Origin of the sequence: Streptomyces sp. NPDC006259, from assembly GCF_042870975.1 — a bacterium.
Classification (GTDB): Bacteria; Actinomycetota; Actinomycetes; order Streptomycetales; family Streptomycetaceae; genus Streptomyces.
Genome location: NZ_JBIAHY010000002.1, coordinates 182291 through 204879, shown reverse-complemented (window position 1 = coordinate 204879; position 22589 = coordinate 182291). Strand labels below are relative to the sequence as shown.

The following is a 22589-nucleotide window of genomic DNA, read 5'->3' as shown; positions in this document are numbered from 1 at the left end:
CGACCGTCTCGGACTGTGCCGGGCCACGCCCGCACAGGCCGTTCGACAGCGTCCGAGGGGCGCCTCGGACGGATCCCGCGCCGGGGATGCGCCCCGTCGACGCGGGAGGGGGCGGGCGGGCGTCACCGGCCGTCTGCGATCCTGGTGCCGTGCAGCCCTCCTCCGTGACGCCCGACGCCCCCGACCGCGTGGGCGTGCCGCTGCTGACCCAGCAGTGGCTCGACCTCTGCTTCGTGCACTGGGCGGTGGCTCCGGAGACGGTGGCGGGCCTGCTGCCGCCGGGCACCGTTCCCGACGTCCACGACGGGGTGACGTACGTCGGTCTGGTCGCCTTCCGGATGCGTCGGGTGGGCTGGCTGGGGCTGCCGGGGGTGCCGTATCTCGGGTCGTTCCCGGAGACCAACGTGCGGCTGTACTCGGTCGACGGGCACGGCCGGCGCGGGGTCGTGTTCCGGTCGATGGACGCCGCGCGGCTGATCCCGGTGGTGATGGGGCGCGTCGGCTTCCGGCTGCCGTACCTGTGGTCCCGGATGCGGGTGCGCGCCGACGGTGACACCGTCGCCTACACCAGTGCGCGCCGGTGGCCGGGACCGCGCGGTGCGTCGAGCCGGATCGTCGTACGCCGGGGCGAGCGCATCGAGGAGCCCACGGAGCTGGAGCACTTCCTCACCGCCCGCTGGGGCATGCACAACGCCTTCTTCGGCGGCGCCGCCTATCTGCCCAACGACCATCCGCGCTGGCCTCTGCACCGGGCGGAACTGCTCGACTGCGAGGAGGACCTGGTCGCCGCGGCCGGACTGCCGGCGCCGCGGGAGGCACCGGTCAGTGTCCTGTACTCCCCCGGTGTGCCGGTGCGCCTGGGCCGGCCGGCGCGCCCGGCGGGCATTCCGACCCCCTGACCTGCGTCACGGACGCGTTCCCGCCCCCGGACCTGCCGTGGACTCCAGCAGCGAGACGGTGAACGGATGCCGGGGCCGGCTCAGTACCGTCCCGGCCGGTCCCTGTTCGACGACTTCGCCCGCCTCCAGCACGGTGATGCGGTGGGCGAGGCGCGCGGTGTCCAGGTCGTGGGTGATGAGGACCAGGGCGAGGTCGTCGCCGTCGCGCACCAGGCCGGCCAGGAGGTCGAGGATGCCGCGCCGGGTCACCGTGTCGAGGCCGGAGGTGATCTCGTCGCAGATCAGGACGCGGGGCCGGGCGAGCAGGGCGCGGGCGAGGGCGGCCCGCTGGAGTTCGCCGCCGGAGAGGGCTCCGGGCGGGCGGCGGGCGAGGTCCTCGGGGAGGCCGAGGCGGGCCAGCGTCGTCGACGCCTCGCCGGTGGCGGTGCGTTCGTCGGCGCCGCGCAGCCGGACCGCCGTGCGGGCGACCTGGGCGAGGACGGGACGGAACTCGTCGAACGCGGCGCGGGCGTCCTGGAACACGTACTGGACCGCGGCGAGCCCGTCCCGGTCGCGGTGCCGGACGCTGCGGGGGAGGGCCGTCCCGTCGAGCAGGATCTCGCCGGTGTGGTCGCGGTGCAGTCCGGCGAGGCAGCGGGCGAGGGTGGTCTTGCCGCTGCCCGACCGGCCGACGACGGCCAGGCACTCCCCGGCTCCCAGGGTGAGGTGGGGGGCACGCAGCACCGTGGTGGGGCCGTGTACGGCGGTCAGGTCGCGGACGGTCAGGACGGGCCGGGCGGGCTCGGCGCCGGTGTCGCTGTCGGGCGGTGGCGCGGTCCGGTGGCCGTCGAGGAGCCGGCGGGTCCACTCGTGCCGGGGTGCGAGCCACAGCCGTTCGGCCGGTCCGGACTCCACGACCCGCCCCGCCCGCATCACCAGGACGTCGTCGGCGAGGGCGCGCACCACGTCCAGGTCATGGCTGAGCAGCACGACCGCGATGCCCCCGGCCGCGACCGCCGCCAGCTGCTCGACGATCCCGCTCCTGGTCAGGGCGTCCTGGCCGGTGGTGGGTTCGTCGGCGACGACCACGCGGGCGCCGAGCAGCAGGGCCTGGGCGAGCACGACCCGCTGCTGCTGGCCGCCGGAGAGCTGGTGCGGGTGGCGGCGCAACAGGGCCGCGGCGTCCGGGACTTGCGCGTCGTGCAGTGCGCGCAGGACCAGTTCGCGGGCCGCCGTGCGGCGTTCGGCGCGCGGCAGGTGACGGACCTGGGGGCGGGCGATGTCGTGGAGGAGGGCGCCGATGCGGCGGGCGGGGTTGAGGACGGCGGCGGGGTGCTGGGGCACGTATCCGACCGGTCCGTCCGCGGGGCGGAGCACCTCCCCCGTGACGCGGGCGCCGGGCGGGTACTCCCCCAGCAGGGCGAGGCCGGTCGTGGTCTTGCCGCTGCCGGACGCCCCGACCAGGGCGGTGACCCGTCCGGGCGGCACCCGCAGGTTCACCCCGTCGACGACGGCCCGTCCGTCGATCTCCACGCGCAGATCGCGGATCTCCGCCGCGCAGGCGGTGTCGTGGCTCACGGCCGTCGTCCCTTCCGTCGCGGGGGCCGCTGGAGGGCGGCGTCGAACAGCAGGTTGGTGCCGGTCGTCAGGGTCACGATCAGCAGGGCGGGCACCACGACCGCCCAGGGCTGCACGAACAGTCCGGTGCGGTTGCGGTCGACCATGACCGCCCAGTCGGCGGCGTCCGGTGCGACGCCGACGCCGAGGAAGGCTGCCGTGGACACCAGGTACAGCACGCCGGTCAGCCGGATCCCGGCGTCGGCGGCCAGGGTGCGCAGGGTGGCCCGGCCGACGTAGCCCACGGCGACGCGCCACCAGGTCTCGCCCTGCATGCGCAGCGCCTCCACGGCCGGCCGGGCGGCGGCCTCGCCCGCCGCCGCCCGCACGATCCGGGCCGCGTCGGGCACGTTCAGCAGGGCGACGAGCAGGGCGAGCCCGGTCGCGCCCGGCGTGAACACGGACGCCACGAGCAGGATCATGAGCAGCGACGGCACGGCGAGCAGCACGTCCAGCGGTCGCATCAGCAGCTCCTCCAGCCGCCGTGCGCGGGTGAGCGCGGCGGCCAGTCCCACGGGCAGTGCGACCAGGTAGGCCAGGGCGGTCGCGGCCAGGGCGGACAGCACGACCGTACGGCCGCCGCGCAGGACCTGCCGCCAGACGTCCCGGCCGACGAAGTCGGTGCCGAGCGGTGGGTGACCTTCACCGAGGGCGAAGGACAGGGAGCGGGGGCCGGGTTCGCCGGCGAACAGGGGGCCCAGGAGGGCGAGGCCGAGCGGGACGGCGACGACCGTGAGGCCGAGGGCGAAGCGGCTGCGGGTCACGCGGCCACATCCGAGCGGGGCGTCAGCCGGTGCGCCACCAGGTCCGCGCCCAGGTTGAGGGCGACGGTCAGCACGCCGAAGACCACGGCCAGTCCCTGGACGACCGGTACGTCCCGTTCGGCGACGGCGTTGACCAGGACCGTGCCGAGGCCCGGCACGACGAACAGCGCCTCGACGACGACGACCCCGCACAGCAGCCAGTCGGCGGTGCGGGCCAGTTGCTGGACGGCCGGGGCGAGGGCGTTGGGCAGGGCGTGGGCGTAGCGGACGCGGACGCCGTGGACGCCGCAGCGGCGGGCGTGGGTGGCGTAGGGCGAGGCGAGGGCGTCGACCATGCCGGCGCGGACCAGCCGGGACAGGGAGCACACCGGCCGGGAGAGCAGGACGAGCACCGGCAGGACCAGGCCGTCCGGGTGGGCGAGCAGGTCGGTGCCGTAGCCGACGGCGGTCGGTGGCAGCCAGGCCAGTTTCAGCGCGAGGACCGTCACCAGCAGGACGCCGAGGGCGAACTCGGGGACCGCGTACACCGCGAGGGTGACGGAGCTGACCAGCCGGTCCACGAGCCGTCCCTCGTGGCGGGCGGCGAGCACGCCCAGGCCGAGGCCGAGCGGGACGAGCAGGACGAGGGTGAGGGAGGCCAGCAGCAGGGTCGGGCCGAAGCCGTCGGCGAGGTACCGGGACACCGGGCGGCCGGAGGCCAGGGAGGTGCCGAAGTCCCCGTACGGCAGGCCGGCCGCCCAGTCCGCGAACCGCTCGTACGCCGGCCGGTCGAGGTCCATGGCGTCGCGGATCGCGGCGATGCGCGCGGGGTCGGGCTGGTCGCCGGCGAGGGCGACGGCCGCGTCGCCCGGCAGCGCCTCGGTGAGCGCGAAGACCAGCAGCACGACGGCCGCGGTCTGCGCGGCACCGAGCAGCAGCCGCCGGGCGACGAACGAGCGCACACCGCTCGTCCCGGGGTTCTTCGTCACGCCAGCCAGACCTTGTCGAAGCGGGCCCAGTCGAGGGTGTTGGCGGGTGCCTTCGGATCGACTCCCCGCACGTCGCGGGCGGTGGCGATGATCCAGTCGGCGAACCCCCAGACGAGGAAGCCGCCCTCGGCGTACAGGCGGCGCTGCATGCGCCCGTAGACGGCGGCCCGTTCGGTCTTGTCGCGGGTGGACTGGGCCTGCTGGTACAGGGCGTCGAAGTCCGGGTGCTTCCACTTGGTGGCGTTGGTGGTGGAGGCGGTGAGCAGGCGCTGCGAGAGGTGGGACTCGATGGGCATGGCGCCGGAGCGGTAGCAGCACAGGGTGCCGTTGTCGAGGATGTCGCTCCAGTAGGAGTCCTTGCTGCCCATTCTCACGTCGACGGTGACCCCCGCGCGGGCGGCCTGGTCGCGGAAGATGCCGGCGGCCTCGGTGAATCCGGCGGCGACGGCCGAGGTGTCCAGGGTGACCCTCAGTTTCCCGGCGCCGGCCTGTCTCAGCAGGGCGCGGGCCCGGTCGAGGTCCTGGGCGCGCTGCGGGAGGTCGTCGGCGTAGTACTCGTAGCCCTTGCCGAACAGGTCGTTGCCGACGACGCCCGCGCCGGACAGGGCGCCGTCGACGAGTTCCTCGCGGTCGGCGATGAGGAAGAACGCCTCGCGCACCCGCTTGTCGTCGAAGGGGGCGCGGTCGGTCTTCATGCAGAAGGCCTGCATGGCGCTGCCCCGCAACCGCACGATCTCGATCCGCCCCTTGCCCTCGTGGGCACGGGCGGTCGTCGGGGCGAGTTCGTGGGCGTACTCGATCTGGCCGCCGAGGAGGGCGTTGACGCGGGCCGACTCCTCGTTGACGACCACGAGTTCCAGCTCGTCCAGGTGCGGGGCGCCGTCCCAGTAGGCGTCGTTGCGGCGGAAGACGGCCGAGCGGCCCGGTGCGAAGGAGACGAACCGGAAGGGCCCGGAGCCGACCGGCTTCTTGTCGAAGTCGGTGGCGTTCTCGGGGACGATGTACGCGCCGAACGCGGCCAGCACGTTGGGGAACTCGGCCGTCGGCCGCTTGAGCACGAACTCGATGGCCCGGTTGCCGGTGGCGCGGCTCGCGTCGAGGTCGATGGGCTCCAGGGACGCCTTCGCGCGGTAGGCCTGCTTCGGGTCGGCGATACGCCGGTAGCTGTACAGGACGTCCTCGGCGGTGACCGGCCTGCCGTCGTGGAAGGTGGCCTCGCGCAGGGTGACCCGCCAGCGGGCGAGGGTCCTGTCGGGCTCCCAGGACGCGGCGAGGCGGGGCCGCGCGGAGAGGTCGGCGCCGTAGTCGGCGAGCTTGTCGTAGAGGGCCTTGGCGCGGGCGACGTCGGCGAACAGGTTGGCCAGGTGGGGGTCGAGGGTCTCGCTCGCGCCGCCGCCGGCGAACGCGGCGCGCAACCGCCCGCCCTTCCTGGGCCTGCCGTCACCGCTGTCGGCCCGGTCGTCGCCGGTGCCGTTGCCGTTGCCGCAGCCGACGAGGGTGAGGGCGGCGGCCCCCGTGCCGGCGGCGAGGAAGCCGCGTCGGCGCAGGCCGGGGAGGTGTTCGTCGTGCATGGCTGTTCCTTCGGGTGGGATCGATTGGAGTGGCGGTGGGTCAGGGGACGGTGCTCAGGCGGTCATGAGGCGCGGGCGGGTCGTGGAGTGGTGTCCAGGCGGGCCACCAGGTGCGGGTGTGTCAGAGAGCGGTGCTCAGGCGGGCCACGAGGCGCAGGAGCGGGTGGGGGTGTGGTGCCCAGGCGGGCCACCAGGTGCAGGTGAGTCAAGGAGCGGTGCCCAGGCGGGCCACGAGGCGCAGGAGCGGGTCGGGGTGTGGTGCCCAGGCGGGCCACCAGGTGCGGGTGTGTCAGGGCGTGATGCGCAGGCGGGCCACCAGGTGCAGACGGTCCCCGTCGGCCGTCCTGCCGACCGGATCGCCGTCCCGCCACCGGGGTTCGGTGCGCGGGCCGGGTCCGTCGTGGAGTTCGAGGACCTCGAAGCCGTGCGCGGCGAGGAAGTGCCGCAGTTCCTGCGGGAACAACAGCCGCCAGGCGGAGTGCTGTTCGACCGGCGGTGTGCCGTCGTCGGTGGTCCACACGCGGACGCGGCGCAGAAGCTGGGCCTCCCGGTCGACGGACAGGCGGGTGGCCGAGCGGTAGGTGACGCCCCGCCAGGTGAACGCGTCGGCCCTCGGGCCGTCGAGGAGATCCTGACGGCCGAGGAGATGGGCGCCGTTGCGCATCTCCGCGACCAGCAGCCCGCCGGGCGCGAGGGCGTGGCGGCAGGAGGCGAGGAAGCCGTCGAGCTGGTCGTTGGTGTGGCAGTACAGCAGGGAGCTGTCCAGGCAGACCACCGCGTCGAAGGCGGCCCGGCCGAGGTCGAAGCCGTGCAGATCGGCCCGGAGGTAGACCGGTCCCCGGTGGTGGACGCGGGCGTGGCCGAGCATCGCCTCGGAGAGGTCGGCGCCGGTCACCGTACGGCCGGCCCGGTGCAGATGGGCGGCGTCGCGGCCGGTTCCGCAGCCCATGTCGAGGACGCGCGGGCCGGCGCCGTGGTGGTGCAGGCGGTTCTCGGCCCAATGTCCGGCGAGCCGGTCGGGGTCGGGGAAGCGGGCCTCGTAGAGGGCGGGGTGGTCGGTGAGGAGGTTTCCGGCGGTGTGGTCCCTCACGCGTGGCTCCTCTCCTCGGCCGGGGCCACTCGGGCCGCGGGGACGGGTGGCGGGCCCGGGGGGAGCGCTCCGCGCCGGTGCAGCCATGCCACTCCGGCCGCCGACGCCGGGCCGAACAGGGCGCAGCACACCCACGGCAGCCACTCGGCTCCGGTGCGCCCGCCCGTGTCCATGGCCCAGCCGACGACCGTGTTGCCGAGGGCGGCGGCGACGCCCGAGACGACGTAGAAAATCCCGAAGTAGGTGCCGGTCAGCTCCGGGCGGCCGAAGCCGGGTATCAGCTCCATGACGAAGGGCGAGGCGATCACGACGCCGAGATGGAGCAGTACGGCGCCGGCCAGGACGGGTGCGGCGTCGAGCCACCCGTCCGACGACGATCCGGCCACCATCGCGGGGGGCAGGAACGCCACGCCCATCAGGGTGAGCCCGACCGCGATCCAACGGGCCCGGTGGCCACCGGTTGTGAGGGCCCGGGTGACGCGCATCTGGAGGGTGAGGTTGGTGAGCGTGCCGACGAGGAGGACGAGGCCGGCGGCGCCGTCCCAGCCGGTGGCCTGGCGGGCGCCGTCGGGCAGCAGCAGGTAGAGCTGGTTCTCCAGGGTGAACATGCCGACCATGGCGAGGGCGAAGCCGAGGAAGGCCCGGTCGCCGGCCACCTCGCGCCAGTCCGCGAGGACGCTGTCCTGCCGGGGCGGCACCTCCCGTGCGGGCAGCACGAGTGCCTGCGCCACGGTGAGGACGGCGAAGACGCCGGCGGCGGTCAGGGCGCAGGCGCGGAAGTCGACGAGGAGCAGGGCGCTGCCCAGCAGTGGGCCGATCAGGGCGCCGGTGGTGGCGAACACGTTGAAGAGGGCGAACGCCTCCGCCTTGCGCTCCCCAGCCTCCTGCGCGAGGTAGGCGCGCACGGCTGGGTTGAACAGGGCGCCGGCGAGTCCGCTGAGCACCGACGCGGCGAGCAGTACCGGCAGTCCGTCGCCCAGTGCGAACAGCGCGAACCCGGCCGTCCGCAGGGCGCACCCGGCGATGATCACGCCCCGTGCGCCGAGCCGGTCGGCCGCGGAGCCGCCGATGAGGAACAGGCCCTGCTGGCTGAGGTTGCGGACGCCGAGGACGACGCCGACGACCGCCGCCGACATGCCCAGGTTCTCGCCGAGGTGGAGGGCGAGGTAGGGGATGAGGAGGTAGAAGCCGGTGTTGACGCCCAGTTGGTTGACCAGCAGCAGCCGCACGGCGACGGGGAAGCCCCGTATCTCACGCCAGGTCCCCATGTGTCACCCCCAGTCCCGGCCGGTCGCTCGCGCGGACGAAGCCGTCGGTGCCGCCGATGCCGCTCCACGGGTCCCGCGCGAGGAGCAGGTGTCCGTCGAGGTCGGTCCAGCGGGCGCGGTCGGCGAGGTGGACGGCGGGCGCGAGGCCGAGGCTGCTGGCGGTGAGGCAGCCGAGCATCAACGCGGTGCCGCTGCCCTCGACGGCGGCGGCGATGCGCAGGGCCGCGTGGACGCCGCCGCACTTGGCGAGCTTGACGTTGACGCCGTGCACCCGTCCGGCGAGGCGCCGGGCGTCCTCGATGCCGACGGCGTCCTCGTCGGCGATGACGGGCAGCGGTGACCGCTCGGCCAGGGCGGCCAGTGCCTCCGGGTCGCCGGGGGCGAGGGGCTGTTCGACGGCCTCGACGCCGAGGTCGGCGAAGCGGGGCAGGAGCCTCCCGGCCTGGCGCGGCGTCCACGCCCCGTTGGGGTCGAGGAGCAGCCGTACGCCGGGGGCCGCGTCACGCACGACGCGGACGCGTTCGATGTCGTCCTCGGGGTCGGGGGTGCCGGCCTTCACCTTGATGACCCGGAAGCCGCTCGCGGCGAGCCGGCGGGCCTCGGCTGCCGCGTGTGCGGGCGAGGTGATGCCCAGGGTGCGGGCGGTGGCGGCCACGGGGGGCGCGGGAGCGCCGAGGAGCCGGTGGACGGGAGCGTCCGCGCGCTTGCCGACGAGGTCGAGGAGCGCGGCCTCGACGGCGGCCGTCACGGCCGGCGGCGATGCCGGCGCCTCCTCGCGCAGGGCCTCCAGGGCGCTCTCCGGCTCGGCGAAGCGGTCCAGGTCGACGGCGCCCAGGAGGCGCGACAGGGTGCCGGTGTCGAGGCCGTAGTAGACGCTGGTGACGGCCTCGCCGTGGCCGCGCAGTCCGTCGTGCTCGACGGTCAGCCACACGGCGTCCCGGGCGGCCATGGTGGAGCGGGAGATCCGCAGCGGCTCGGCGAGTACGAGGCGCGCGGTGCGCAGGCGGGTCTTCATCGGCTCCCCTCCTGGGTGCGGAGGACGCCGAGCGGGTCGGTGACGCGGGTGCAGCGCGCCCAGCCGGTCGCCTCGACGGTGTGCGGGTGCGGTATCTCCACGGGCCGGGTGGCCGCGGTGGCGGGGTCGATGCCGTGCTCGGCGAGTACGAGGCGCGCGGTGCGCAGGCGGGTCTTCATCGGCTCCCCTCCTGGGTGCGGAGGGCGCCGAGCGGGTCGGTGACGCGGGTGCAGCGCGCCCAGCCGGTCGCCTCGACGGTGTGCGGGTGCGGTATCTCCACGGGCCGGGTGGCCGCGGTGGCGGGGTCGATGCCGTGCGCGGCGGTGAAGTCGTCGTCGTAGACGGTGCCGAGGTAGCGGTGCGGTCCGTCGGGGAAGACGGTCGCGACGACCGCGCCGGGGTGCACGCGGGCCGCCCAGGCGGCGACGCGGGCGACCGCGCCGGTGCTCCAGCCACCGGTGACGAAACTGCCGCGGGCGAGTCTGCGGCAACTGTCGACGGCCTCGGCGGGGCCGATCCAGTGGACCTCGTCGAAGGCGTCGTAGGCGACGTTGCGCGGGTGGATGCTGCTGCCGAGGCCGCGCATCAGCCGGGGGCGGGCGGGCTGGCCGAAGATGGTGGAGCCGGTGGCGTCGACGCCGATCAGGCGCAGCGCGGGCCAGTGGCGGCGCAGCGGTCCGACGACGCCCGCGCTGTGGCCGCCGGTGCCGACGCTGCACACCAGGATGTCCAGGTGGTCGAGCTGGGTGGCGAGTTCGGCGGCGAGGGAGGCGTAGCCGGCGGTGTTGTCGGGGTTGTTGTACTGGTCGGGCCAGTAGGCGTCGGGCAGTTCGGTCAGCAGCTCCCGCAGGCGGGCGAGGCGGGCGGCCTGCCAGCCGCCCTGGAGGGCGGGCCGGTCGGCGATCTCCAGGCGGACGCCGTGGGCGCGCAGCAACTGCCGCATGGACGGCTCCAGTTCGCGGTCACCGACCAGTACGACCGGATGGCCGAGGGCCTGTCCGGCGAAGGCGAGGCCGATGCCGAGCGTGCCGGAGGTGGACTCCACCACCGGGGCTCCGGGCCGCAGTTCGCCGCGTTCGCGGGCTCCCAGCAGCATCGACACGGCGGCCCGCGCCTTCATGCCGCCGGCCGAGAGCGCTTCGAGTTTGGCCCAGAATCCGGGGTGGGCGCCGGGCAGCCCGGCGGTGACGCGCACCACGGGCGTACGGCCGAGCAGCGCGAGGAGTTCCCGGCGGGCGTCGGGGAGGACGGCGGTCGTGATCATCGCCCGCCTCCCGGGCACCCGTAGCGGTGGACGGTGCCGGGGCCGCCGTCGAGCCAGAAGAACGGGTAGGGCTCGGCGCACACCGCGGTCAGCCCGTGGCCGAGGAGGCGGGGCAGGACGGCGCTGCCGGTCTGGGCGAACGCCACCAGCTGCTTGCCGTGTGTCAGCGCGTGCCGGCGCAGGGGTTCGAAGGTGCCGTTGCCGAGGGTCATGCCGGAGACGAGGAGGGCGTGGCAGCGGTCGGCCGCGGCGAGCGCGTCGGTGAGGACCGGCTCGCCCCACTCGGTGGTGCCGCCCTTGAGGTCGCTCGGGAGGTAGCGCAGTCCGCGTGAACGCAGCGCTTCCAGCAGGGAGTTGACGACACCGACGACGAGTACCGTCGCCCCGGCGGGCAGGTCGAGCAGTTCGACGACGGCGCGGGCGCGGGCGCGGGACTTCTCCACGGAGGACCCGGCGGGCAGCGGGACCGGCCGGGCGCCGTGCTCGGGGGTGTGCGGGGTGACGTGCATGAGGTAGGCGTCCAGCGCCGCGACCCGGACCGCCGGCAGGGGGTGCCGCAGGAGTCGGGCCACGTCGGCGCCGACGCAGTCGTCGAGCGCGCCGTCCGGGAGTTCTCCCGGTTCGACGGCGCAGGAGCCGACGGCCTCGGCGAGGCGCAGGCTGAGCACCTCGTTGCGGTAGCCGGTGCCGCGTCCGTCGTGGCGTACGGCCTGCCGGGTGGTGAAGGCGACGGTGACGCGCAGCCCGGCCGGGTCGGGGCCGAGGGCGCCGTCGCGGACCCGGTCGACGAGGTCCTGGTAGGCGTGGGAGGTCGCTGTGGTCATCGGACGACCAGTCCCGCGCGCAGTCCGGCCAGCAGGTCCTCGACGCGGGTGCGGGCGCCGGGGCCGCGGGTGTCGGCGGCCATGACGTGCCCCAGGTACTCGTTGTTGCTGCCCGCCGCCCTCACCGCCCCGCCGGGCTCGGTGAGTTCCACCTCCAGGACGCCGTCCGCGTCCCGTACGCCGCCGCCGTCGAGGGCCTCCAGGGTGCCGGCCCGCTCGGGGACGAGGAAGCCGATCGCGGCGCTGCGCACTCCGGTGTCGGTGCGCCGCAGGTCGGGGGCGCGGCCGAGGGCGACGTCGACGAAGGCGGCGGCGAGGTCGATGCCGGTGACATGGCGGACGAGTTCGGTGATGCGGTTGCCGGCCGGGCGGGGGTTGACCTCGACGACGCGTGGCCCGTCGGGGGTCAGCTTGATCTCGGTGTGGGCCACGACCCCGTCGGTCAGGCCGAGGGCCTTGAGCGCGGCCAGGGCGGTCTGTTCGGCGGCCTCGGTGTCGGCGGGCGTGAGGTCGGCGGGGAACATGTGCCCGGTCTCGACGAAGGCGGGCGCTCCGCCGACGCTCTTGTCGGTCACGCCGACCACCTGGACCGCGCCCGCGTGCGACACCGTCTCGACGCTCACCTCGGGCCCGTCCAGCAGTTCCTCCAACAGGACGGCGGGCGACCGGCGCTGCCCGCGGGCGTTCACCGGGAATGCGGCCAGGGCTCTCACGGCGTCGCCGAGTTGGCGTTCGTCGTCCACGCGCCGCACGTACATGCCGGCGCACAGGTCGACCGGTTTGACGACCAGCGGGTAGCCGATCTCCCGCGCCGACCGGGCGAGGCCGGCCCACTCCTCGTGCAGGGCGAAGCGCGGGCCGGGCACCGCGGCCTCGGCGAGGACGCGGCGGGTGGCGTCCTTGCGGCAGGCGTTCCCGACCGCTTCGGGGCCGGGGCCCGGCAGTCCGAGGCGGGCGGCGATCCGGGCGACGGCCGGCAGGTAGTAGTCGCAGGAGGTGAGGACGCCGTCGAAGCGCAGCGCCGCGTGCAGCCGTTCGGCCTCGGGGAGCAGCCTGTCCACGTCGTTGGTGTCCGCGGTGATGACGTGGCGGGCGCCGAGGAGCGGGTGCGCCGTCCCCTCGGGGGCCGGGCGCAGGTAGTGGTGCAGGTCGCGGGTGAGGAACGTGAACGTGTGTCCGCCCTCCGCGATCGCCCGTGGCAACAGCCTGCTCATCGATCCGACCCAGCTCTCGACCATCAGCAGATGAGCCACGATTCCCCTTTGTTCCAGCGGCGAGTTCAGGCGTCAGGGCAGCCCGGCGGGTCCTCGCCGGAGGGGAGGACGCCGGGCTGCGCGCAGCCACACGGTATCGATAACCATTTTCATTTACCAGTCCCTTTCCCGGGCGTTCCGGATGACCGCACGCCGAAGGGCCGGGACGAAGCCGTCCCGGCCCTTCGTGCCACCGGCGCCCCGGTCAGCAGGTGCGACCGGTGTAGTACGCCCCCTGGATCTCGTCGGCGGCGCCCAGCCAGGTCTTGCCGGGCGCGACACAGCGCTCGTAGTCGGGCGCCCAGGCGACCTCGACCTTGATGATCACCCGCGAGCCGTCGGAGGTGCAGTGGTTGTAGTAGGCGTCGGAACCGGTCTCGTAGAAGCCGCACGGGTCCGCGGCGGCGGGAGCGGCGGTGACGGCGGTCAACGCGCCCAGCGACGCGAGGACGAGAACGGCGGAACCGAGGGTGCTGAACAGCGTACGAGGAACACGCAAGGCAGGACTCCTTCAGGAGCGGTCGTGAAAGGGCCCACCGAGCATCGCCGCGCGTTCCTCCGGCGGGCCGGACGCCGCCCCCGCTTTCACCCAGCGAATCGATTCGCCGTTGAGCCGAAGGGGTGATACCTCCACTCCCCGGGCATGACCCGGCATGCGGCGGGATCGGCACCCGCCCCCTCTGTCACCCGCGCATCGACGCCCGTAGACTGACAAGTCACCGAAGTTCGGGCGCTGTTGATGGGGGAGGACAGCCATGTCCGGGGATCAGTACGGCATGCAGGACCACGGTTTCCACATGCCACCCATGCCGTCGGCGCCGCCACCGGCCCCGCCCGCGCCGCCGGACGGCGCGCGGGCCGTCGCCGTCGCGGTCCTCAACCTCAGCGGCCTGGGGCTCGGATACGCGCTGCTGCGCCGCTGGGTGCTCATGCTGCTGTGCTGGACCGCCACCGCCGTGCTGCTCCTCGTGGCCCTCCCGGCCGACCCGGACGGCGTTCCGGTGACGGCCCTCGTCCTGTACGCCGTGTTCCTCGCCGGGGCCGCGGCGCACGGCGCGCTCGTCGGCCTGCGCTCCCGCACGGCGATCGTGCGGCGAGCGCCCGTCGCCCTGCTGCTGGGGCTGGTCCTGCTCGCCGTACCGGCCGCGGGCGTCGTGCTGTACGACGACGCGCGGGAGGAGGCGACGGAGCAGATGCTCCTCGACCGGCTCGACGAGGCCGACAAGCTGGTCACGGCGTCCGGCAAGCAGGACTTCGGCGGCGGCAGGGCCGGCTACCGCGAAGCGCTCAAGACCTATGAGGACCTCAGATCCGACCATCCCGACTCGCGCGCCGCCGAGCGGGTCCCCACCCGGATGAAGACCTTCTACACCACGGTCGCCGCCCCCTACGAGAACGCCGACTACTGCACGGCGATAGCGCCCCTCACCTACCTGCGCACCGTCCCCGAGGCCATGCCCTCCACCGACCTCGGAAACCTGGAGAAGTGGCCGGACGACCGGCTGGCCACCGCCCTGTACGAGTGCGCCTCGCGGGGCCTGGCCACCGAACAGTCGACCTGGGCGGCCCAGTTCGGCGAGCTGCTGACCACCTTCCCCGACTCCGACCAGGCCGCCAAGGTCGAACCGGCCGTGGCCGCCGCCGTCACCCGGGAGGTCAAGGGTCTCTCCGGGGCCGAGCCGTGCACGGCCGTCGAGCGGCTGAACGACCTCGGCTCCCGCATCGCCGACCTGCCGGGCGACGAGGCAGGGATCGAGGCGGCCCTCACCAAGGACGCCGGACGCGCCACGAGCAGCGCCGACGCGGGCACGTACACCTGCGGCGTGGACCAGTACCGCGACGGTGACTTCGAAGCCGCGCAGACGACGATGAACGAGTACGTCTCGGCCCACAAGAACGCCAAGAACGCGGCTCGGGCGAAGAAGATCGCGATCGGCGCGGAGATCGCCCAGACCCTGCCGGCCGCCGGCAAGACCCTGCCCACGACACGGTCCGGCGGCAGCATCTCCGTCACGGTGAAGAACGACAGCCCCGACGAGGTCACCGTCCTGTACACCGGCCCGGTGACGGGCAGCCTCACCCTCAAGGGCTGCGGCAGCTGCAAGGCGTACTCCCTGTCCAGCACCCTCAGCCCCGGCTTCGAGCCGTGCAGCGGCGGCAAGAACTACCCGCAGCGCACGATCAGCCTGCCGGCCGGCACCACCTACTTCGTGCACAAGTCGACGTCGGACACCGTCTCCACCCCCGCCACCGACACCGCGAAGCTGGAGTCCGGCTACATCTACACGGAGTGCGCCTACACGACGCGCACCCTGGGTTCGGGCATCTGAGCAACCCGAACCGGCCCCGGAGGGCCGTCGCCGCCGGTCGCGTCTCCCCGGCGTGTGCGGCGGCCCTCCCGTGCGCCACGGCTCCGGCCGCTCCGGTCACCGGAGGGTCAGGCGGGTGAAGCCTGAGCCGCCGTTCGCCCGGTGGGGCATGCATGAGAGTCCCGGCCGTCCCGGCCGTACCGGCCGAGTCGGCGGACACGACGTGCTGGAGACACATCATGAACCAAAGAACCGACCAACCGGGCGGCGCGATCCACAGGGTCCCCGTCCTGATCGTCGGCGGCTCCCTGGTGGGCCTGTCGACCTCACTGTTCCTGGGCCGGCTGGGGGTGCGGCACACCCTGGTGGAGCGCCATTCCGGCACTTCCCGGCACCCCCGCGGACGCGGCAACAACGTCCGCACGATGGAACTCTTCCGGGTGGCCGGGGTGGAACCGGCGATCCATCGGGCCGCGGCCACCCTCGCCGACAACCACGGCATCCTCCAGGCCCGCGACCTGGTCGGCGACCCGGGCGAGTGGCTGGTCAAGGACATCGACCCAGGTGGCGGGCTGGCCCGGTTCAGCCCCAGCTCCTGGTGCCTGTGCAGCCAGAACGACCTGGAGCCGGTCCTGCTCGACCACGCCACCGCGCTCGGCGGCGACCTGCGGTACTCGACCGAACTGCTGTCCTTCGAAACCGGTTCCGACGGTGTCACCGCGGTGGTCAAGAGCCGGGAGACGGGCGAGCACACCAAGATCCTCGCCGACTACCTGGTCGCCGCCGACGGCCCGCGCAGCCCCGTCCGCGAGCAGCTCGGCATCGGCCAGAGCGGCCCCGGCGAGCTGTTCAGCAATGTCAGCGTCACCTTCCGGTCCCGCCTCCTCGCCGACGTGGTGGGCGAGCGCCGGTTCATCGTCTGCTACCTCACCAGCCCCGACGGCGACGGCGCGCTGCTGCCGGTGGACAACCGGGAGAACTGGGTCTTCCACGCCCCCTGGCACCCGGAACGCGGGGAGACCCTGGAGGACTTCACCGACGAGCGCTGCGCGGAGCACATCCGCCGCGCGGTCGGCCGGGCGGACCTCGACATCGAGATCACCGGGCGGGCGCCCTGGCACGCCGCCCAGCGCGTGGCCCGCGGCTACCGCTCGGGGCGTGTCCTGCTGGCGGGCGACTCCGCCCACGAGATGTCCCCCACCGGGGCCTTCGGCTCCAACACCGGCATCCAGGACGCGCACAACCTGGCCTGGAAGCTGGCCGCCGTGCTCGACGGCTGGGCGGGACACGGGCTGCTGGACACCTACGACCTCGAACGCCGCCCGGTGGCGGAGGCGACCAGTGCCCGGGCCGCGGTCCGGTCGGTCGAGCACAGCCACCCCGGCTTCGCCCCGCCGGCCGGCGTGGGCGGGAAGGCGGACGAGGCCGGCGGCGGGCCGCAGCGCGGCATCCTCAACGTGGCCCTCGGCTACCGCTACCCCCAGGGCGCCGTCGTCGGCACCGATCCCGCCTCGCCGGTCGTCCCGGAGAAGCTCGCCCTGACCGGCGAGCCCGGCACCCGGGCACCCCACCTGTGGGTCCGGCTCGACGGCACCCGGCTGTCCACGCTCGACCTGTACGAGCGGTCCCTGGTCCTGCTCAGCGACGGCGACGCCGGAGCCGACGGGCCGAACGGCTGGCACGAGGCCGCCGTCCGGCTGGCCGGCCGGCTGTCCCTCCCCCTCGTGTCGTACCGCGTCGGGGCGGGACCCGACGCGGACGTGGTGCCCGAGGACGGCGCGGACTGGCGGGAGCGCCACGGCACGGCGAGCGGCGGTGCCGTACTGGTGCGGCCGGACGGGTTCGTCGCCTGGCGCTCGCCCGGCCCGGTCCCGGAGCCCGAAGCGTTGCTGCGGCGCGTCCTGACCACGGTGCTGGCGCTGAGCTGACCGGACGTCGGATGCCGTGAGGGGCGTCCGAGGGGCCTGTGCCGGCCGCTCTTCGGAGGGCCGGCACAGGCCTTTCGCCGTTCCCCCGGCCGCCGCCCGCCCTCACCCGGCTGAGCGCCTTGAGTGGTGGAAGTCCGCGGGGTGACTGACGGTGGATCACGTCGGGGCCGGGTCTCCTCAGCTGACGAACCGGCAGCTGCCCGGCCGACGGAAGGACCCCCTATGCGTTCAGCACGCATGATCCTGGCCACCGCGGCGGCCTCGGCCGCCCTCGCCCTCGCCGCGCCCGGCGCCTACGCGGCGGGCGGTGACTGGGAGCAGGAAGACTCCTCCTACAGCAAGGAGCAGGACAACGGAGCCAAGCACGACGCGCCCCGCGGTGGAATGCACACGGGTGGCGGTGCGCTGACCACCGTCGAGGCGGACGACTGGGGCACCGCGCGTGACCCGAAGCACGACCCGGAGACCTACAAGAAGGACAGCGAGCCCGGCAAGGACTCCTCCTGGACCAAGGAGGGTGAGGAGAAGGAGTCCTGGAGCGGCGAGGAGAAGCCGCGCGGCGGCATGCACACCGGCGGTGGCGCGCTGGACGCGCCCGCCGCGACCGCGGGCGGCGTCGCCGTCCTGGCCGTCGCCGCGACCGGCCTGTACGCCGCTCGCCGCAGGAAGTCGGCCCACGGCCTGGCCTGACCCATGCCGGGCGACATAGCAGCCGTGGCCGCCACCCGAGCTTCACGTGGCGGCCCGGCTCGCTTTCCGCCCCGCCCCTCCCGCTGCCGTGAACCAGCTAGTGAGGTCACCTCAGATGGCTGTCCACTCCTCCGCCTCCTCCTCCGACGGGTCGGAACCGGCCCGGCAGCCCCGCCGGGGGCTGACCATGCTGTGCGTCGGGGGGTTGCTGCTGCTGGCGGTGCGCCTGCTCGGCGACGACTCCCCGCAGGCGGGTGTGCCCAGTCCGCCGCCCGACGTCCTGTCCGCCCCGCGGACGGCCGCACCGGCCTCGCCCGGCGCCGGGCCGGTGGGAGAGCATCTGCCGCGGTCCAGCCCCGTGCGGCTGCTCATCCCGAAGATCTCCGTCGACGCCCCCTTCACCGATCTCGCCATCGGCGCCAACGGGCAGCTCCAGGCCCCGCCGCCGCACGACACCAACCTCGTCGGGTGGTACGCCAAGGGGGCCTCCCCCGGTGAGACCGGCACCGCGATCATCGCCGGCCACGTGGACACCGCCACCTCCGCCGCCGTCTTCGCCGGGCTGGGCGAACTCGAGAAGGGCGACGTCTTCCGCGTGCGGCGGGCGGACGGACGTACGCCCGTCTTCGTGGTCGACAGCGTCGAGAAGTTCGACAAGGACCACTTTCCCAGCAGCCGGGTCTACGGCGACACCGCCGACGCCCAGGTCCGCCTCATCACCTGCGCGGGCGACTACGACCGCACGGTGAAGGACTACACGGAGAACCTCGTGGTCTTCGCGCACCTCAGGTGACGGAACCTCACACGGACGAGGGGAGCAGGTCACCCGCGTAGTCCCTCCCGGTCGCGCACCGGTCCGGACCGCCACAGGATCGAGACACGCCCACGTCGCTCCACCGCACCGAGGTTCGTTCCACCTCGCTCCCCGAAGGAGATCCCCACGATGACCACCACGTCCGCCCCCGCTTCGGCACCGCTGACCCGCAAGGTGTCGCAGCGCGTCTCCCAGTCCGTCTTCGACGGCTCCCATCTCCGGGTCGTCCTGCTGGTGGACGTCTACGACGGGGCCCAGCAGCAGTTCCTGGAGGCGTACGAGCAGCTCTGCAACCAGGTCGCCTCGGTCCCCGGACACGTCAGCGACCAGTTGTGCCAGTCGATCGAGAACCCCTCCCAGTGGCTCATCACCAGTGAGTGGGAGAGTGCCCCGCCGTTCCTGACCTGGGTCAACAGCGAGGAGCACGTGCGGATGGTGGAGCCGCTGCACAGCTGCGTGCGGGACACCAGGTCGCTGCGGTTCCACGTCGTGCGCGAGACCGGTGGCCCGGCGGCGCTGGCCGAGCCCGGTGAGCGCCGGCTCCAGTCGTCCCCCCGGATCGGCGACGGCGTGATCCGGCACGCGCTCACCTTCACCGTCAAGCCGGGCAGCGAGGAGGCCGTCGCGAAGATCCTCGCCGACTACGCCTCCCCCGAGCCCCGGGTGGACGACACCACCCGGCTGATCCGCACCTCCCTGTTCATGCACGGCAACCGGGTCGTGCGGGCCATCGAGGTGCGCGGCGACCTGCTCGCCGCCCTGCGGCACGTCGCCCGGCAGCCCGAGGTGCGGGCCGTCGAGGAGGCCATCAACCCCTACCTGGAGCAGGACCGGGACCTCGACGACCCCGAGTCGGCCCGGGTCTTCTTCACCCGCGCAGCCCTGCCGGCCGTCCACCACGTGACGGCGGGCGAGGCGAGGCAGGACGCCGTACGGCACGCGCTCCACTACCCGGCGCGCGAGGGCAGCGGCCTGCGGCTGGCCGAACTCCTCGCCCAGCAGGACGAGAAGGCGGCGGACGACCCGCGGAGCCCGGTGCTGCGCAGCACGATCTTCCAGCGCGACGACGTCGTGGTGCGCCTGGTCGACGTGCGCGGCGGAGACAGCGACGCCGGCCGGGTGCTCGGTCTGACGGACCGGGACCGGACGGCCGAGCTGACGGCCCTGCTGGACGCCGACGCGCTGGGCGTGGACGCCTCCGCGTTGCGGGACGGGGCCGCCGACCGTCTCCTCACGCTCGCCCGCATGGACCTCGTCACCGACCGGCGCTCGCCCGACGCCTGAGCCGCCCGGCAGGCGGGGCGCCGGTCGCCCACGCCGACACAGCACACGAAACGGAGCAACGTCGTGATCACATCCCGTCCCAGAATCGTGGATCTCAGCGAGGTCGAGCCCAACACCCGGCGCGGCGGTGACCTGCGCGCCATGCTCACGCCCACCACGTCCGGCGCCACCAGCGGCTTCATGGGGGTGGCCATCGTCCAGCCGGGCGACCGCATCGGTGAGCACTACCACCCGTACTCCGAGGAGTTCGTGTACGTCGTGTGCGGGCAGTTGGAGGTCGACCTCGACGGCGAACCGCACCCGCTCCGGCCCGAGCAGGGGCTGATGATCCCGATGCACATGCGGCACCGGTTCCGCAATGTGGGCAAGGTGGAGGCGCGTCTGGTCTTCCACCTGGGCCCGCTGGCGCCGAGCCCGCCGCTCGGGCACGTCGACACCGAGGAGACCGAACCCGTGGCCGTCGCGGCGGAGGGCGCCCACGGCGGTGCGGTCCGTACGGCCGGGCGACGGCAGGCCGGTTCATGAACCGGCGGGTGGCGGTCACCGGCATAGGCGTCGTCGCTCCGGGCGGCATAGGTGTACCGGCGTTCTGGGACCTGCTGTCCCACGGGCGCACCGCGACGCGGGGCATCACCTTCTTCGACCCGACGGGGCTGCGGTCGCGGATCGCGGCCGAGTGCGACTTCGACCCGGCGGCGCACGGGCTGGACGCGGAGCAGGTCGCCCGGTGCGACCGGTACATCCAGTTCGCCCTGGTCGCCGGGGAGGAGGCGGTACGGGACTCCGGTCTCGACCTCGGCCGGGAGAACCCCTGGCGGGTGGGCGTCTCGCTGGGCACCGCGGTCGGCGGCACCACCCGCCTGGAACACGACTACGTGCTGGTCAGCCACGGCGGACAGCGCTGGGACGTGGACCACAGCCGGGCCGAGCCGCATCTGCACCGCGCGTTCTCGCCCAGCACGCTGGCCTCCACGGTGGCGGAGCGGTTCGAGGCGCGCGGGCCGGTGCAGACGGTGTCGACGGGCTGCACCTCCGGGCTCGACGCGGTGGGGTACGCCTTCCACACGATCGAGGAGGGACGGGCCGACATCTGCATCGCCGGCGCCTCCGACTCGCCGATCTCCCCGATCACCATGGCCTGCTTCGACGCCATCAAGGCCACCTCGTCCAACAACGACGATCCGGCGCACGCCTCGCGTCCCTTCGACGCCAACCGTGACGGGTTCGTCATGGGCGAGGGCGGCGCGGTGCTCGTCCTGGAGGAACTGGAGCACGCCAGGGCCCGCGGTGCGCATGTCTACTGCGAGCTGGGCGGCTACGCGACCTTCGGCAACGCGTACCACATGACCGGTCTGACCAGCGAGGGCCTGGAGATGGCGCGAGCCATCGAGGACGCCCTCGACCACGCCCGGGTCGATCCCACGGCCGTCGACTACGTCAACGCGCACGGGTCGGGGACCAAGCAGAACGACCGGCACGAGACCGCCGCCGTGAAGCGGACCCTGGGCCGGCACGCCTACGACACGCCCATGAGTTCCATCAAGTCGATGGTGGGCCACTCCCTGGGCGCGATCGGCGCGATCGAGGTCGTCGCCTGCGTGCTGGCCCTGGCCCACCAGGTGGTGCCGCCCACCGCCAACTACGAGACCCCGGACCCCGAGTGCGACCTGGACTACGTGCCGCGTGACGCACGTGAGCGGAAGCTGAACAGCGTGCTCTCCGTGGGCAGCGGGTTCGGCGGTTTCCAGTCGGCGGTGGTCCTCAACCGGCCGAGGGAGAGGGAAAGATGACCGAACCCCATCCGAGGCGCGCCGTCGTCACCGGTATCGGTGTCGTCGCGCCCAACGGAGCCAGCACCGAGTCCTTCTGGAAGTCCACCCAGGAGGGCCTCAGCGCCCTCGGCCGGGTCACCCGCGAGGGCTGTGAGCACCTTCCGCTGCGAGTGGCGGGCGAGGTGCGGGATTTCGAGCCGACGGCGGCGGTCGAGGAGCGCTATCTCGTCCAGACCGACCGGTTCACGCACTTCGCGCTGGCGGCGACCGACCTCGCGCTGGAGGACGCCCGCCTCGGCCAGGCCGACACCGGCGACGCCCCGTACTCCGTGGGCGTGGTCACCGCGGCCGGTTCCGGCGGCGGCGAGTTCGGCCAGCGGGAGCTGCAGCAACTGTGGGGCAAGGGCAGCCGCTTCGTCGGGCCGTACCAGTCGATCGCCTGGTTCTACGCCGCCAGCACCGGCCAGGTCTCCATCCGGCGCGGCTTCAAGGGGCCCTGCTCGGTCGTCGCCTCCGACGAGGCGGGCGGGCTGGACGCCCTGGCGCACGCGGCCCGGGCGGTGCGGCGCGGCACCGACGTGATCGTGGCGGGCGCGACCGAGGCGCCGCTCGCCCCCTACTCCATGGTGTGCCAGCTCGGGTACGAGGAGCTGAGCACCTGCGACGACCCGGAACGCGCCTACCGTCCCTTCACGGCGGGGGCCTGCGGGTTCGTGCCGGCCGAGGGCGGCGCCATGTTCGTCGTGGAGGAGGAGACCGTGGCCCGGCAGCGCGGCGCGCGGGTGCGCGCCACTCTCGCCGGGCACGCGGCGACGTTCACCGGCGCCTCCCGGTGGGAGCTGTCCCGGGAGGGTCTCGCGGAAGCGATCCGCGCGGCCCTGGCGGACGCCGGCTGTGCGCCGGAGGAGATCGACGTGGTCTTCGCCGACGCGCTCGGCGTGCCGGAGGCGGACCGTGCCGAGGCGTTGGCCATCGCCGACGCGCTCGGCGCGCACGGCAGGCGGGTGCCGGTCACCGCGCCGAAGACCGGGACCGGCCGCGGCTACTGCGCGGCACCGGTGCTGGACTCCGCGGCGGCGGTGCTCGCCATGGAGCACGGCCTGATCCCGCCCACCCCGCACGTCTTCGACGTCTGCCACGACCTCGACCTCGTGACCGGCCGGGCCCGCCCTGCCGAACTGCGCACGGCACTGGTCCTCAGCCGGGGCCTCATGGGGTCGAACTCGGCGCTGGTGCTGCGGCACGGCGCCGCCGGCACCTCGTGACGAGGCACGGAACAA

20 protein-coding genes and 1 pseudogene are annotated in these 22589 nt (G+C 74.0%); 9 read left to right on the top strand and 12 right to left on the bottom strand.

Features of this window, described 5'->3' with window-relative positions:
• Positions 1 to 149 precede the first annotated feature (149 nt).
• Positions 150 to 899, top strand: coding sequence for a YqjF family protein (locus ACFYO5_RS07135; RefSeq protein WP_388705173.1), 750 nt, complete (start codon positions 150 to 152; stop codon positions 897 to 899).
• Between the two features lie 6 nt (positions 900 to 905).
• On the opposite strand, the gene ACFYO5_RS07130 is transcribed toward ACFYO5_RS07135, so the two are convergent.
• From ACFYO5_RS07130 to ACFYO5_RS07075, 12 genes and pseudogenes are all read right to left on the bottom strand, one after another.
• Entirely contained in the window at positions 906 to 2456 is a 1551-nt protein-coding gene (locus tag ACFYO5_RS07130) for an ABC transporter ATP-binding protein (protein WP_388705171.1), read from the bottom strand.
• Positions 2453 to 3259, bottom strand: coding sequence for an ABC transporter permease (locus ACFYO5_RS07125; RefSeq protein ID WP_388705169.1), 807 nt, complete (start codon positions 3257 to 3259; stop codon positions 2453 to 2455). The genes ACFYO5_RS07130 and ACFYO5_RS07125 overlap by 4 nt, the downstream gene beginning before the upstream one ends.
• Positions 3256 to 4227 (bottom strand): ABC transporter permease, encoded by a 972-nt coding sequence (locus ACFYO5_RS07120; protein WP_388705167.1) that lies wholly within the window; start codon positions 4225 to 4227, stop codon positions 3256 to 3258. The genes ACFYO5_RS07125 and ACFYO5_RS07120 overlap by 4 nt, the downstream gene beginning before the upstream one ends.
• The gene (locus ACFYO5_RS07115) at positions 4224 to 5798 is read right to left on the bottom strand and encodes an ABC transporter substrate-binding protein (protein WP_388705165.1); all 1575 of its coding nucleotides are present in this window, start codon (positions 5796 to 5798) and stop codon (positions 4224 to 4226) included. The genes ACFYO5_RS07120 and ACFYO5_RS07115 overlap by 4 nt, the downstream gene beginning before the upstream one ends.
• 289 nt (positions 5799 to 6087) lie before the next feature.
• Positions 6088 to 6888 carry a class I SAM-dependent methyltransferase gene (locus ACFYO5_RS07110; RefSeq protein ID WP_388705163.1) on the bottom strand — a complete coding sequence of 267 codons (801 nt, stop codon included), beginning with the start codon at positions 6886 to 6888 and terminating at the stop codon, positions 6088 to 6090.
• Positions 6885 to 8156, bottom strand: a complete 1272-nt coding sequence (locus ACFYO5_RS07105; protein WP_388705160.1) for an MFS transporter — start codon at positions 8154 to 8156, stop codon at positions 6885 to 6887. The genes ACFYO5_RS07110 and ACFYO5_RS07105 overlap by 4 nt, the downstream gene beginning before the upstream one ends.
• A complete protein-coding gene (locus ACFYO5_RS07100) occupies positions 8140 to 9171 on the bottom strand; it encodes a mandelate racemase/muconate lactonizing enzyme family protein (protein ID WP_388705158.1) in 1032 nt (343 codons plus the stop codon). Before ACFYO5_RS07100 ends, ACFYO5_RS07105 begins: the two co-directional genes overlap by 17 nt.
• A pseudogene (locus ACFYO5_RS07095) lies at positions 9168 to 9308 on the bottom strand (pyridoxal-5'-phosphate-dependent protein subunit beta); the annotation flags it as partial. The pseudogene ACFYO5_RS07095 and the gene ACFYO5_RS07100, both read right to left, overlap by 4 nt.
• A 38-nt stretch (positions 9309 to 9346) precedes the next feature.
• Complete coding sequence (locus tag ACFYO5_RS07090) at positions 9347 to 10435, bottom strand: pyridoxal-phosphate dependent enzyme (RefSeq protein WP_356563015.1); 1089 nt, start codon at positions 10433 to 10435, stop codon at positions 9347 to 9349.
• Positions 10432 to 11259, bottom strand: a complete 828-nt coding sequence (locus tag ACFYO5_RS07085) for a hypothetical protein (RefSeq protein WP_388705155.1) — start codon at positions 11257 to 11259, stop codon at positions 10432 to 10434. The genes ACFYO5_RS07090 and ACFYO5_RS07085 overlap by 4 nt, the downstream gene beginning before the upstream one ends.
• Entirely contained in the window at positions 11256 to 12512 is a 1257-nt protein-coding gene (locus tag ACFYO5_RS07080) for an ATP-grasp domain-containing protein (RefSeq protein WP_388705153.1), read from the bottom strand. Before ACFYO5_RS07080 ends, ACFYO5_RS07085 begins: the two co-directional genes overlap by 4 nt.
• A gap of 205 nt (positions 12513 to 12717) precedes the next feature.
• Positions 12718 to 13011 (bottom strand): DUF6355 family natural product biosynthesis protein, encoded by a 294-nt coding sequence (locus tag ACFYO5_RS07075; protein ID WP_388705150.1) that lies wholly within the window; start codon positions 13009 to 13011, stop codon positions 12718 to 12720.
• A 256-nt stretch (positions 13012 to 13267) separates the two neighbouring features.
• On the opposite strand from ACFYO5_RS07075, the gene ACFYO5_RS07070 reads away from it, so the two are divergent.
• The 8 genes from ACFYO5_RS07070 to ACFYO5_RS07035 all read left to right on the top strand — a co-directional run bounded on the left by ACFYO5_RS07070 (position 13268) and on the right by ACFYO5_RS07035 (position 22574).
• Entirely contained in the window at positions 13268 to 14842 is a 1575-nt protein-coding gene (locus ACFYO5_RS07070; protein ID WP_356563010.1) for a hypothetical protein, read from the top strand.
• Positions 14843 to 15060: 218 nt separating this feature from the next.
• Positions 15061 to 16749 carry an FAD-dependent oxidoreductase gene (locus tag ACFYO5_RS07065; RefSeq protein WP_388705147.1) on the top strand — a complete coding sequence of 563 codons (1689 nt, stop codon included), beginning with the start codon at positions 15061 to 15063 and terminating at the stop codon, positions 16747 to 16749.
• Positions 16750 to 16971: 222 nt separating this feature from the next.
• A complete protein-coding gene (locus tag ACFYO5_RS07060) occupies positions 16972 to 17439 on the top strand; it encodes a hypothetical protein (RefSeq protein WP_388705144.1) in 468 nt (155 codons plus the stop codon).
• 115 nt (positions 17440 to 17554) lie between these two features.
• Positions 17555 to 18232, top strand: a complete 678-nt coding sequence (locus ACFYO5_RS07055; protein WP_388705141.1) for a class F sortase — start codon at positions 17555 to 17557, stop codon at positions 18230 to 18232.
• A gap of 150 nt (positions 18233 to 18382) precedes the next feature.
• A complete protein-coding gene (locus ACFYO5_RS07050; protein ID WP_356563005.1) occupies positions 18383 to 19537 on the top strand; it encodes a SchA/CurD-like domain-containing protein in 1155 nt (384 codons plus the stop codon).
• A 63-nt stretch (positions 19538 to 19600) separates the two neighbouring features.
• Complete coding sequence (locus ACFYO5_RS07045; protein ID WP_356563003.1) at positions 19601 to 20062, top strand: cupin domain-containing protein; 462 nt, start codon at positions 19601 to 19603, stop codon at positions 20060 to 20062.
• Complete coding sequence (locus ACFYO5_RS07040; protein WP_356563001.1) at positions 20059 to 21327, top strand: beta-ketoacyl-[acyl-carrier-protein] synthase family protein; 1269 nt, start codon at positions 20059 to 20061, stop codon at positions 21325 to 21327. Before ACFYO5_RS07045 ends, ACFYO5_RS07040 begins: the two co-directional genes overlap by 4 nt.
• Positions 21324 to 22574 (top strand): ketosynthase chain-length factor, encoded by a 1251-nt coding sequence (locus ACFYO5_RS07035; RefSeq protein WP_388705137.1) that lies wholly within the window; start codon positions 21324 to 21326, stop codon positions 22572 to 22574. Before ACFYO5_RS07040 ends, ACFYO5_RS07035 begins: the two co-directional genes overlap by 4 nt.
• Positions 22575 to 22589 lie beyond the last annotated feature (15 nt).